This is a genomic window from Collimonas fungivorans (assembly GCF_028292705.1).
Taxonomy (GTDB): domain Bacteria; phylum Pseudomonadota; class Gammaproteobacteria; order Burkholderiales; family Burkholderiaceae_D; genus Collimonas; species Collimonas fungivorans_B.
Genome location: NZ_JAQGLV010000218.1, coordinates 1 through 12,794, shown reverse-complemented (window position 1 = coordinate 12,794; position 12,794 = coordinate 1). Strand labels below are relative to the sequence as shown.

The 12,794-nt window shown below is 60.5% G+C and carries 11 protein-coding genes; all 11 read left to right on the top strand.

Going from position 1 to position 12,794, the window contains the following annotated elements:
* The first annotated feature begins 44 nt into the window (after window positions 1-44).
* The 11 genes from epsF to JWQ61_RS12275 all read left to right on the top strand — a co-directional run bounded on the left by epsF (window position 45) and on the right by JWQ61_RS12275 (window position 12,701).
* Entirely contained in the window at window positions 45-1,436 is a 1,392-nt protein-coding gene (epsF, locus tag JWQ61_RS12325; RefSeq protein ID WP_304360784.1) for a chain length determinant protein EpsF, read from the top strand.
* A 29-nt stretch (window positions 1,437-1,465) separates the two neighbouring features.
* Window positions 1,466-2,338 (top strand): chain length determinant protein tyrosine kinase EpsG, encoded by an 873-nt coding sequence (epsG, locus tag JWQ61_RS12320; protein ID WP_304360783.1) that lies wholly within the window; start codon window positions 1,466-1,468, stop codon window positions 2,336-2,338.
* Between the two features lie 17 nt (window positions 2,339-2,355).
* Entirely contained in the window at window positions 2,356-3,657 is a 1,302-nt protein-coding gene (locus tag JWQ61_RS12315) for a polysaccharide polymerase (RefSeq protein ID WP_304360782.1), read from the top strand.
* A complete protein-coding gene (locus tag JWQ61_RS12310; RefSeq protein WP_304360781.1) occupies window positions 3,647-4,768 on the top strand; it encodes a glycosyltransferase family 4 protein in 1,122 nt (373 codons plus the stop codon). The genes JWQ61_RS12315 and JWQ61_RS12310 overlap by 11 nt, the downstream gene beginning before the upstream one ends.
* A gap of 30 nt (window positions 4,769-4,798) precedes the next feature.
* Complete coding sequence (locus JWQ61_RS12305) at window positions 4,799-5,881, top strand: acyltransferase (RefSeq protein WP_304360780.1); 1,083 nt, start codon at window positions 4,799-4,801, stop codon at window positions 5,879-5,881.
* Window positions 5,878-6,885 carry a glycoside hydrolase family 5 protein gene (locus JWQ61_RS12300; RefSeq protein ID WP_304360779.1) on the top strand — a complete coding sequence of 336 codons (1,008 nt, stop codon included), beginning with the start codon at window positions 5,878-5,880 and terminating at the stop codon, window positions 6,883-6,885. Before JWQ61_RS12305 ends, JWQ61_RS12300 begins: the two co-directional genes overlap by 4 nt.
* Before the next feature lie 33 nt (window positions 6,886-6,918).
* A complete protein-coding gene (locus tag JWQ61_RS12295; RefSeq protein WP_304360778.1) occupies window positions 6,919-7,755 on the top strand; it encodes a glycosyltransferase family 2 protein in 837 nt (278 codons plus the stop codon).
* 44 nt (window positions 7,756-7,799) lie between these two features.
* The gene (locus JWQ61_RS12290) at window positions 7,800-9,275 is read left to right on the top strand and encodes a lipopolysaccharide biosynthesis protein (protein ID WP_304360777.1); all 1,476 of its coding nucleotides are present in this window, start codon (window positions 7,800-7,802) and stop codon (window positions 9,273-9,275) included.
* Between the two features lie 66 nt (window positions 9,276-9,341).
* The gene (locus JWQ61_RS12285) at window positions 9,342-10,076 is read left to right on the top strand and encodes a WecB/TagA/CpsF family glycosyltransferase (RefSeq protein ID WP_304360776.1); all 735 of its coding nucleotides are present in this window, start codon (window positions 9,342-9,344) and stop codon (window positions 10,074-10,076) included.
* Between the two features lie 70 nt (window positions 10,077-10,146).
* Window positions 10,147-11,277, top strand: coding sequence for an NDP-sugar synthase (locus tag JWQ61_RS12280; RefSeq protein WP_304360775.1), 1,131 nt, complete (start codon window positions 10,147-10,149; stop codon window positions 11,275-11,277).
* 2 nt (window positions 11,278-11,279) lie between these two features.
* Window positions 11,280-12,701, top strand: coding sequence for a mannose-1-phosphate guanylyltransferase/mannose-6-phosphate isomerase (locus JWQ61_RS12275; RefSeq protein WP_304360774.1), 1,422 nt, complete (start codon window positions 11,280-11,282; stop codon window positions 12,699-12,701).
* The last annotated feature ends 93 nt before the right edge of the window (window positions 12,702-12,794 follow it).

Sequence of the window (12,794 nt, the reverse complement as noted above, 5' to 3'; positions counted from 1 at the left end):
TTGATCCATTGTCATTCTCACGCCGCCACTCGAAAGGAGCTTTCATGACTTTCCCACAGCTTCTAAGCATCCTGCGCGCACGCTACAAGGTCATCCTGCTGACCTTGCTGATTGCCGTCGTGGCCACTGCCGCGGTGAGCTTCGCCTTGCCCAGGGTCTACCGGACTTCGACTACGCTGCTGCTTAATTACAAGGGCACGGATCCGGTGTCGGGCCGGGTGCTGCCGGCGCAGCTGGTGTCCGGCTACGTCGCTACCCAGGTCGATATCGTCGGCAGCAGGGGCGTGGCGCTGAAGGCGGTGGACATGCTGGGCCTGGCCGACAATCCGCTCACTCAGCAACGCTTCCGGCAAGCGGCGAACGGCAAGGGTTCGATCCGCGAATGGCTGGCCGATTCCTTGCAAAAGATGGTGGATGTGGCGCCTTCGCGTGAAAGCAGCATGATAGAAATCACGGCCAAGGGCAGCGATCCGGCATTCACGGCGCAGGCGGCAAACGGCATTGCGGCAGCGTATCAGCAGATGAACCTGCAGATCAAGGTCGAACCTTTGCGGCAGGCAGCCCAGTATTTCACGCAGCAGACCACGACCTTGCGCGCCGCGCTGGAGCAGGCCGAGGAAAAAATGTCGCGCTACCAGCAAGAGCATGGCCTAGTCAGCGCCGATGGCCACCTGGACGTCGAGACCACGCGCCTCAATGATTTATCGAGCCAGCTGGTGCTGGCCCAAGGGCAGGGGGCGGAAGCCTCGTCGCGCGGCAGCCAGGCGATGGGCAGCGGCGGCCGCGATTCGCCGGACGTGATTTCCAACGTGCTGGTGCAGAACCTGAAAGCGTCGCTGGCGACGGCGGAAGGGAAATTCGCCTTGCTGTCGCAGAACCTGGACCGCAACCACCCGCAGTACCAGGCCGCCAAGGCTGAGGTCGACCAGTTGCGCTCCGAACTCAACAGCAGCATCAGCGCCACCAACGCCGGCGCCGCCAACAACGCCCGTATCCAGCGCCAGCGCACGGGCGAAATCCGCGCCGCGCTGACGGCGCAGACCGCCAAGGTGCTGCAGCTCAACCGCGCCCGCGACGAACTGTCGGTGCTGGCCAAGGATGTCGAGAGTGCGCAGCATGCCTACGATGCCGCCGCCCAGCGCCTGAGCCAGACCGAACTGGAAGGGCAGTCGAACCAGTCCGACGTCTCCGTGCTGAGTCCGGCCATGGTGCCGAGCCGTCCCGCCAGCCCGAATATCCCGCTCAACATGGTGCTGTCGCTGCTGTTCGGCAGCATGCTCGGACTGGCCCTGGCAGTGCTGGCGGAACTGGCGAACCGGCGCGTCAGGACCGGCAACGACCTGCTCAACGTGCTGGATGCGCCGGTGCTGGGCACCATCGTGTGGCACAAGCCGGCACGCAGGATTGCATTCCCCCAGCTGTTTTTATCGCGATGATCGCGCGCCAACCGGAAAGGTGAAACAAAATGAATAAACCGGTCAGTCCTCTCTTTGACAGCGCAATGTCGCCCCGCAAGGACGGCAATATGGGCCGCATGCTGGTAGAGCAAGGCAAACTCACGCCCGAGCAGGCAGAACGCGTGCGGCGGCTGCAACAGGAACAGGGACTGCGTTTCGGCGAAGCGGCGCAACGGCTGGGACTGGTCAGCGAATTGGATATCCAGCAAGTGCTGTCGCGCCAGTTCGACTATCCCTACCAGGAAAGCGCGGGAAATTATCCGGCCGCCCTGGTCGCCGCCTACCAGCCTTTCAGCGCCGAAGTGGAAATGCTGCGTTCGGTGCGCAGCCAATTGATGCTGCGCTGGTTCACCGTCAGCCGCAAGACGCTGGCTATCGCCAGCGTCAACGCGGGCGACGGCACCAGCCTGATGGCCGCCAACCTGGCCATTGTGTTCTCGCAGCTGGGCTTGCAGACCTTGCTGGTGGACGCCAACCTGCGCCAGCCGCGCCAGCAGCGGATATTCAACCTGGCGGCGGGGCATGGGCTGGCCGATGTGCTGGCCGGACGCGCCGGCCTGGAACCGCTCGCCGTTGCCGAGTCGTTCGCCGACCTGTCGCTGCTGCCGGCCGGATCGTCGGTGCCGAATCCGCAGGAACTGATCAACCGCTCCAGCTTCAATGCCTTGAACCAGACTTTGCGCAGCCGTTTCGACGTCATCCTGTATGACACGCCGGCATGCTCTAGCGCGGCTGACGTCCTGACTATCGCTGCCCGCGCCGGCGGGGTGCTGCTGGTGGTGCGCAAAGACCGTACCCGGGTGGCAGATCTCACCGCCTTCAGCGACCAGTTGCGCCGCAGCGGCACGGAAGTGGTGGGTTCGGTGCTGGTGAGTTTTTGATAAAGGGAACCAAGCGCATGCAGAATTTTGCAAACATCAGGGATTACATTTTTCCACGCTCGGCCGGCCTGTCGGTGCCGGCCGAACGGCTGACGTTCTGGATACTCATGGCCGCGCTGCTGTACCAGGCGGCCCTGTGCGCTATCCATACCAACGTCCATGCCATCTCCACTGCGGGCGTGGTGTTTTCGGAATTTGTCATCTACCTGTTGTGCATGGTGGTGCTGAGCAAGAACATCAGGCTGGAACTGGTCGCCATCGCCGCCCTGGCAGCGGCCTACCTGTTCCTGCTGGCGATCATGCGCAACCAGCTGGATCCGAAAGGATTCCGGGATGTGATGATTCCTATCCTGTTCTACGGTATCGGCCGCCAGATCGGCGATATCCGGTATGCCGACCGCCTGCTCAAGCTGGCGGTGCTGCTGGTGCTGGCTTTCGGTTTTGCCGAATGGTTTTTCCTTGATTTTTATTCGCGCATCTTCAATATTTTTTCCTATTACGTCAACCAGGGCGGCCTGGCTGCCGGTTCCAACTGGGCCAAAGACAGCGTGCTGGGGCTGAACGGGATAAGGCCGGAGGGGATCGGCCGCACCATACTGCCGTCGCTGCTCGGCAGCCACCGCATATCCTCGGTTTTCCTGGAACCGGTTTCGCTCGGGAATTTTGCGGTGATCATCGCTGCCTGGGGCTTGTCGAAACGACGTGAAGAGTTCAAGGACATGCTTTTTTTCCTGCTGTCCGCGGCCCTCATGATCATCATGAGCGATTCGCGTTACGGCATGATCACGGTCGCCGTGCTGATCGCGCTGCGCTGTTCGCCGCTGGCCAAGAGCAGCAACGCCTGGCTGATCGTGCTGCCGTTGCTGAGCGCGCTGATGCTGCTGCTGATCGGGGCTTTCTTCGACGGCCGGTACAGCGACAGCTTCCTGGGCCGGCTGTACGTAAGCGGCCGCACGCTGCTGGACCTGGATATCGGCATGCTGCTGGGCCTGGACGGCTACAACACCAATTTCGGCGACATGGGTTACCCCTCCCTGCTGACGCGGCTCGGCCTGCCGCTGTGTTTCCTGCTGTGGCTGCCGTTCTGGATGCTGAGGATGGAGGACGAGCGGGGCAACCGCTTCCGCGTCTATATCACGCTGTACATCTCCCTGATCCTGTGCGTCAGCGGCACCTCGCTGTTTGCCTTGAAAACCGCCGGCATCCTCTGGTTCCTGGTCGGATGCACTGTAGGAAGAGCGGCTGACTCTTCGTCATCGCCTGCCGGCGCGGCCACACGATCATCGGGAAAAACAAAGGAGCAACAACATGCCCATTAAAGTTACGCACATTGTGCGCCAGTATTCTCCCTCGATCGGCGGCATGGAAGACGTGGTGCAGAATATCGCCAGGCAGCAGCGCGAGCACCACGGCCAGCTGCCGAAGGTGGTCACGCTCAACCGGCTGTTCAGGAATTCCGCTGAATTCCTCAGTTCCGAGGCTCTGGTCAACGGCGTCGCCGTGGTGCGCCTGCCGTTCCACGGCAGCAGCAGGTATCCGCTGTGTCCCAGCGTGCTGGAGCATGTGGCGGACGCCGACGTGATCCATGTGCATGGCATCGATTTCTTTTTCGATTACATGGCGCTTACCCGTGTCTTGCACAGGCGGCCGCTGGTGGCGTCGACCCATGGCGGGTTTTTCCACACCAGCTTCGCTTCAGGGCTCAAGAAAGTCTACTTCAACACAGTCACGCGCGCTTCGACCATGGCGTACGACAAGATCATCGCCACCAGCGACAACGATGGCGACATGTTTTCCGGCATCGTCAAGCCGCCGAAACTGGCGGTGATTGAAAACGGCGTCAATGTGGAGAAATACAGCAACCAGTCGGCGCCGGCGCTGACGCGGACCTTGATCTATTTCGGCCGCTGGTCGGTCAACAAAGGCTTGCTCGAAACCCTCGCCTTGTTCCAGCAGCTGGCGCAGCGCCAGCCGGGCTGGAAACTGATCATCGCCGGCCGCGAATATGACCACAGCGCCGAAGAACTGCGTGCCTGGGCCAAACAGAATGACCTAGCGGATGCGGTGCAAATCGTGGCGAATCCTGCCGACCATGAACTGGCGGCGCTGATTGCGCAGTCCAGCTACTTCATTTGCCTGTCAAGGCATGAAGGGTTCGGCATCGCGCCGATTGAAGCGATGAGCGCCGGCCTGACGCCGGTATTGAGCGATATCCCGCCGTTCCGCAACCTGCTTGAACAATCGAGGGCTGGGCTGCTGCTGTCTGCGCCGACCCAGGAACAAAACGTGGCGAGCCTGCTGATGCTGCATCAAGAGATGCAGGCCGATTACGCGCAGCGGCGCATGCAGATGCAGCAGTTCGTGGAACGCTACAACTGGCGGCGCATCGCGGAAAAATATATCGACGTATACAAGGAGCTGGTGCGTTGAGGCGGCAGCCCAAGGCATCTGGGATTTTCCATGGATAGAGAAAAAATTGACGCAATCACGGGCTTGCGCGGGCTGGCGGCGCTGCTGGTGGTATACGGCCACGCGCTGGACTGGTTTGCCTTGCCTTGGAAAAACCACCTGTTCGGTGAAGTCGGCGTGGCGATTTTCTTTTCCTTGAGCGGCTTTCTCATGGCCTATCTGTATCTCGGGAAGCGGTTTTCGGCAATCAACGTGGCCGACTATGCATTTTCCCGTTTTTCCAGGATTGCGCCCGCCTATCTCGTGATTCTCCTGGTTTCTTATTTCATCTACGTCAATCTCGATCCGAATTTTGTCTATGGGATATCGGGGAAAAATATCCTGCGCCATGTTTTCTTCTCGGGCAATGTGTCGGTATTCTGGAGCATCACGCCCGAAGTCGAGTTCTACTTCCTGTTCCTGCTGGCCTGGGCCGCGGGCAGCCGGTTCCTGGGCCGGTCCGATGTTGCCGGGCTGCTGTTCCTGGGGCTCGCCAGCCTGATCCTGCTGTCGTACCGCGATATTTTCCCGGGCACCTTCATCGGCTCGAAATTGCATTATTTCCTGTTCGGCATGATTGCCGGCGTGGTGCGCTCGCATGTCGACAGCCAGGACCAGAACCGGAAATGGTTCGCAGTCCTGCACACGGTGTCGGTCGCCGCGCTGGTATCGATTGCAGCCGGCTGGGTGGTGCTGCCATTCGCCGGCAACCAGGAGTTCTACAGCAGCATCCTCACCGCCGTTTTCGGCGCCTTTCTGGTATTCGGCCTGTCCTTTCCGTCTGCTGTCGGTAATGTTTTTTTCGCAAACCGGGCCATGGTTTTGTGCGGTGAATGGAGTTTCTCAATCTATCTGCTGCATATGCCGATTATTTACCTGCTACGGAAAATCCATCCGGAGCCGTTTCCAATGTTCATCCTGCTGCCTGTGGCTGTTCTTGTTCTCCTGTTTTCATGGCTCAACTATCAACTGGTCGAGAAACCCGGAGCGCGCCTGATCAAATCCGCGGGCGGCCTGTTCAAACGGAAATTCCTTACCGCGTTTCCGCTGGCGGCCGGATCCCGGTCAATGCCCTTAGGAGGTGACACCAGATGATCAAATTCCTGTTCCCCGCATTGACCCTGGCGTGCGCCTTGTTTGGCCAGACGACGTTCGCCGCTTGCCTGGACGGCAAGCCGATGGCCGGCGTCAACCTGAGCGGCGCCGAATTCGCCGCGGAAAAGCTGCCGGGCAAGGTATTTACCGACTACGTGTACCCGGACCTGGATGAAATGCGCCTGTTCCAATCCATGGGCATGAACACCTTCCGCCTGCCGTTTCTATGGGAGAGGGTGCAGCCGAAGCTGTTCGGCGAACTGGACCAGGCAGAGCTGCAAAGGATCAAGGACAGCGTTGCGGCCGCCAGCTCGATCGGCGTGTGCATCATCCTCGATGTGCACAACTATGGCCAATATCGCGGCCAGCCTATCGGTTCGCCCGGGGTGCCGCGCGCGGCTCTGACCGACCTCTGGCAGCGCCTGCTGGTCAATTTCAAGGATCCGGCGAACGTCGCCTTTGGCTTGATGAACGAGCCGGCCAAGCTGCCGACCGCGGAGTGGGCGGCAACCGCGCAAGAGACGCTGAATGCCTTGCGCAAGAAAGGCGCACGGCACCTGATCCTGGTTCCGGGCGGCGGCTGGAGCGGGGCCCATTCCTGGTATGCCAAAGACGGCGCGGTGTCGAATGCAGACGCTTTCCGTTTCTTTCATGATCCCGCTGATAACTACATGATCGAAGTCCATCAATATGCCGATGCGAATTTTTCCGGCACCGGCAACGATTGCGTGGAGCCGGCCCGCCTGAGCGCAATCATGGCCAACGTCGCCCTTTGGGCCACGTCAACCAGGCGCCGGCTGTTTCTTGGCGAGTTCGGGGTGCCGGCCAACCAGCAATGCCTGGCAGCCTTGACGGCAATGGTGGATTCCATCAAGGGCAACCCGGCCTGGGGCGGCTGGACTTATTGGGCCGCCGGGCAGTGGCTGGGGACTTATCCGTTCAGCCTGCAGCCCGATGGCAACGGCGAACGGCCGCAAATGACGATCCTGAAAAAAGGCATGTAGCAGTGCCCGGGACACGACTGAAAAGGAATGCAAATGAAATTTTCGCTGGTGCTGGCTACGGTAGGGCGGGTTGACGAAGTTGCCCGCTTGCTGGAATCGCTGGATGCGCAAGACTACCGGAATTTTGAGCTGATCGCTGTCGACCAGAACGGCGACGACAGGCTGGTGTCGCTGCTGGACCTGTATCGCCGCAAATTCCCGCTGCGGCACGTGCGTTCGGCTGCGCTTGGCGCCTCGCGCGCGCGCAATGCCGGCCTGGCCCTGGCCGACGGCGACGTGATCGCTTTCCCCGACGACGATTGCTGGTATCCGGACGGTTTGCTGGAACAGGTGGTCACGGTGCTGGCCAGCCATCCGGAGCTGGATGGCATTACCGGCCGCTTCACCGACGGTGACGGCAATGTCGAGGGGCGCTGGCTGGAGAGCAGCATGCTGCTGAACCGTTATAACGTCTGGCGCGGCGCGATCGAATTCAGCATTTTCCTGCGCCGGCGCGTGGTCAATACGGTCGGCGGCTTCGACGAATCGCTGGGGGTCGGCGCCGGCACGGTATGGGGCGCCGCGGAAGGGACCGATTACCTTTTGCGCAGCCTGCGGCATGGATTCAAGCTGAAATTCCTGGTCGACATGACCTTGCATCATCCGGTGAAGACCACGGATTTCGATGCCAGCGCCTGCCGCCGCCAGAAAAAATACGAAACCGGAATCGGCCGCGTGATGCGGATCAACGAGTATCCGTTCTGGTATTTCCCGACTACCTGCCTGAGGACTTGCGGCGGCATCTTGCTGGCGCTGGCCAGCGGCGATTTCCTCAAGGCGCGTTTCAAATACCTGAGCGTGCTGGCGCGCGTGCGCGGCTGGCGCGGCTAGCAAGCAATGGAGAACTCCATGCCTGACCTGAGACTAGGAATGCGATGAACCAGAAAAGCACAGGCGGCGGCCTGGCGTCCGGATCGATCTGGTCGATCGTGGACAATCTCGCGCAGCAAGTCATCTCATTCGTGATTTTTGCGGTGCTGGCGCGCTTCCTGGCGCCGGACGCATTCGGTTTGCTGACCGTCGCCCATCTCTTCATCCTGTTTACCCGGCTGGTGGTGTTCGATGCGATTGCGATGCCTGTGATACGCGCCGGCCTGCCGGACGACAGGTTTTACTCCTGGGTGTTTACATGCTGCACCCTGGCGGGCCTGCTGCTCGCCGCCCTGATGTTTTTTTCGGCAGGCCTAATTTCCTCCCTGTACCGGGCGCCGGAGCTGAAAACAGTGTTGCAGGGCATGAGCCTTTCGGTGCTGTTTTTTGGCTTGATGCGTGCCTACGAGGCCAGGCTGGTGCGCAACATGATGTTCCGCCAGCTGGCGATCCGCTCGATCGGCTCGGTGATGACCGGCGGCGTGGTCGGCATAACGCTTGCCGCCAGCGGCTGGGGTGCGATGTCGCTGGTGGTGCAGCAGGTTGCCGCATCCGGGCTGGCGCTGGTGCTGGTGGTGGCGCAAAGCCGATGGCTGCCGCGCATCGTGTTTGACCGCAGATTGAACATGAAATACTGGAGCGACATCCGCCAGGTCGGCCTGACCGGCATTCTGCAGTTTGCCAATACCAATGGCGATTCGCTGCTGGTAAGCATCTTCCTGGGGCCATACGCTACCGGCTTGTACAATCTGGGAAAACGGGTGACCTCGGCGGTGTACCTGGTGATTGCCAGCTCCATGCAGAAAGTGGCGTTGCCAGTATTTTCCGACGCCCGCGCGGATATGGCGGCAATGGGGCGCGGTTACCTGAAGATCCTCGGCATTACGCTTTTCTGCGTCGCCCCCTTGCTGTGTTTCCAGGCCGTGCTGGCCGAACCGCTGGTGGCTGCGGTGTTCGGCGCCAAATGGCTGCCCGCGGCGCCCGTGGTCAGCGTGCTGGCGCTGCTGTACCTGCTGTCGTCCATCGTGCACCTGAACGACTACCTGTTTTTCGCGATAGGAAAAAACCGCCTGCCGGTGCTGTTCGGCATCGCCCAATTGACGCTGGCGACCGTGCTGGCCGTGAGCTGCTACCGCTTTGGCCTGCTTGGCATGAGCCTGTCGTTTTGCGGCGCCTACCTGCTGGTTTTTCCCCTGTCTCAAATCCGGCTCAACCGCGAGCTCGGCCTCAACGCGCACCAGGTCTGGTACGCGCTGGCGCCGCCGCTGGTGGGCAGCACGTTCCTGGTCCTTGGGCTGACGGCATACCTGTTGCTGGTGCCGCCGGGAATCAGCAATGTGACCTTGGTCGCGGGCGGTGTCCTTATCGCCTGCTTGTTGTATCCATTCATGGTGGTTGTCACCGGCTGGCAGATCAGGTCGGTCAACGCTTCGTGGCATGGATTATTGCTGTCGGCTATGCGGCTGGGCCGCGCACGATAGACGGCAGCGAAGTGGGTTCAAGCGTCTTCCGGGTTTTCTGGAGACGCTGTTTAGGAGAGTTTTTTCATGAACACAAAGAAGACAATCCCGATCGCCGGTTTCCCGGTGGTCAAGACAACCGCCTCCGTGCTGGCCAGGTACTTGCAGCATGCGATGTGGGTCAACAAAAAAATAACGCTGTTTTTCGCCAATACGAATTTCATCGTGCGCTGCAACCATCTGCTGGAGAAAATGCGGAATGCCTCGGTGACGATCGTCAACGACGGCGTCGGCATGGATATCGCGGCTTTCCTGTTCGGCCGCGAGGCGTTCAAGGAAAACCTGAACGGCACCGATTTCATCCCGCACCTCCTGTGCGGGACGGGCGCGCCCAAGCGGGTGTTCATGCTGGGCGGCCGGCCGGAAATCCTGGACAAGGCGGTGGCGCATGTGGGCGGGCCGTTGAAGCAGATCGTGGTCGGCAGCTGCGACGGCTATCGCGGCTTGCAAGAGCAGCGCGCCGGCCTGGTGGCCCTGATCAATCGCTCGCAGGCGGAAGTAGTGCTGGTGGCGTTGGGCAATCCGATGCAGGAAGAGTGGATCCTGGTCAACCGCCAGGCGCTCAACGCCAAAGTCGTGGTCGGCGTCGGCGCCCTGTTCGATTTCTGGGGAGGCTACAAGCCGCGCGCGCCGCACCTGGTGCAAAGGCTGCGGCTGGAATGGCTGTACCGCCTGTGCCTGGAACCGCGGCGGCTGTTGCGCCGCTATACCTTCGACATTCTGATGTTCCTGCTGCTGTGCCGCAAGAAAAGCGGCAGTTAGAAAACTTACCCGTAGAATTTATGCGGGAAACTTGAAGCCGATTTTTGATTCAACTTGTGTGAGGTGAAACATGAAAGCAATGATTCTAGCGGCCGGCAAAGGCACCCGCGTGCGCCCGCTGACCTACGACCTGCCGAAGCCCATGATCCCGATCCTGGGCAAGCCGGTGATGGCTTACCTGATCGAATATCTTGCCAGTTACGGCGTGCGCGAGATCATGGTCAACGTCAGCCATCTGCACCACAAGATTGAAGAATTTTTCGGCGACGGCAGCCAGTACGGAGTGCAGATAGGCTATTCCTTCGAGGGTTATATCAATGATTTCGGCGAGGTGACGGCGGAACCCCTGGGTTCGGCCGGCGGTATCAAGAAGATCCAACAGTTTGGTCAATTCTTCGACGATACCGTGATCGTGATCTGCGGCGATGCCTTGATCGACCTCGATCTCAGTTCTGCGCTGTTCGAGCACAAGCAAAAGGGCGCTTTGGCCAGTGTCATTACCAAGGAGGTGCCATGGGACAAGGTCGATAATTACGGCGTCGTGGTGATGGACCAGGAGGGCCGGGTCGAGTCGTTCCAGGAAAAACCGAAGCAGAACGAAGCTTTGTCGAATTTCGCCAGCACCGGCATTTACATTTTCGAGCCGGAAGTGATAGACCTGATTCCGGCCGATACGATGTTCGACATCGGTTCCGAGCTGTTTCCGCTGATGGCGAAGAAGGGCTTGCCATTCTATGCGCAGCAGCGGTTTTTCAACTGGATAGACATCGGCAGCGTGACCGATTTCTGGAGCGTCTTGCAGAATGTGATGCTGGGCCAGGTGGCGCAGCTGGAAATGCCGGGCAAGCAGATCGCCGATGGCGTCTGGGCCGGCCTCAACACCAGCATAGACTGGGACGGCACGACTATCGAAGGGCCGGTTTATATCGGCTCAGGCTGCCGCATCGATGCCGGCAGCAAGATCGTCGGCCCGACCTGGATCGGGCATGGCAGCCATATATGCTCCGGCGCGCAAGTAGTGCGCAGCGTATTGTTCGAATACACCCGGATCCTGGGCGGCGCCCAGCTGGACGAGGCGATCGTATTCAAGCAATACAGCGTAGACCGCGCCGGCCAGATGCGCCGTTTGCCCGAAGCCGGCATACCTGACTGGGGCGATGCCCGCGACCGGCTGCCGGAAAATGAAAGCACGGTGAGCTGACCATGAAAATATATCCAGTGATCCTGGCCGGAGGTTCCGGCACGCGCCTGTGGCCGCTCTCGCGCGAAGCCATGCCCAAGCAATTGCTGCCGTTGCGCTCGCAGCATTCGATGCTGCAGGAAACGCTGCTGCGGCTGGCGGACTGGCCGGAACTGATGCCGCCGCTGCTCACCTGCGGCAATGAACACAGGTTCATGGTGGCGGAGCAGTTGCGCGGCATCAGCATGGCGCCGCTGGCGATCCTGCTGGAGCCGGAAAGCAAGAATACCGCGCCGACGGTCGCGGTGGCGGCGCATTTCCTGCTCCAGCATGACAAGGACGCCATCATGCTGGTGCTGCCGGCCGACCACGTGATCGGCGATGCGCAAGCCTTCCACAAGGCCGTCCAGTGCGCAGCCCAGGCGGTCGAACAAGGCTCGCTGGCGACCTTCGGCATCGTGCCTAGCGCTGCCGAAACCGGTTATGGCTACATTCGCCGCGCCAAGGCTGCATTCAATGGCATCGACGGTTGCTACGCGGTCGAGAAATTCATCGAGAAGCCGGACAAGGCGCGCGCCGAGACATTTGCCGCCGATGCCGCTTATAGCTGGAACAGCGGCATGTTCCTGTTCCAGCCGGCGCGCTACCTGGCGGAACTGCGCGAGTACCGGCCGGCGATCGCCGAGAGCTGCGCCCAGGCTTTCCAGGCGTCTTACAATGATCTCGATTTTTGCCGCCTGGATGAGGCCGCCTTCGCCACCTGTCCGGCGGAATCGATCGACTATGCAGTCATGGAGAATACCCGGCACGCGGTGGTGGTGCCGGCGGACATCGGCTGGAGCGATATCGGTTCCTGGTCAGCCTTATGGCAGATACTGGACGGCGACGCCGACGGCAATGTGCTGCGCGGCGATGTGTATACAGACGGTGTCCGCGATTCGATGATCCGTGCCGAAAGCCGCTTCGTGGCGGTGATCGGCATGCAGGACACGGTGGTGGTGGAAACCAAGGATGCGGTGCTGGTGGTGCACAAGGACCAGGTGCAAGGCGTCAAGAAAATCGTCGAAGCCCTGAAGAAAAACAGTCGCACGGAACACATGAACCATATACGTGTCTACCGGCCTTGGGGCTGTTATGAAGGCATCGACGGCGGCGACCGCTTCCAGGTGAAACGGATTACCGTCAATCCGGGCGGGAAACTTTCGCTGCAGATGCATCACCACCGCGCCGAACACTGGGTAGTGGTCAGCGGTACGGCGCGCATTGTCTGCGGCGACGAGGAGAAATTCCTTACCGAGAATGAATCGACCTACATTCCGATCGGCGTCCGGCACCGGCTGGAGAATCCCGGGAAACTGCCGCTGCACCTGATCGAGGTGCAGTCAGGCAGCTACCTGGGGGAAGACGACATCGTGCGTTTCGAAGACATCTATAAACGCTGCTAAGGCAGCCAACCTGGTACAACACTATGCTCCCGATTCAAAATTCCATATTCAAGGCTTACGACATTCGCGGAATCGTCGGTAAAACCCTAGACG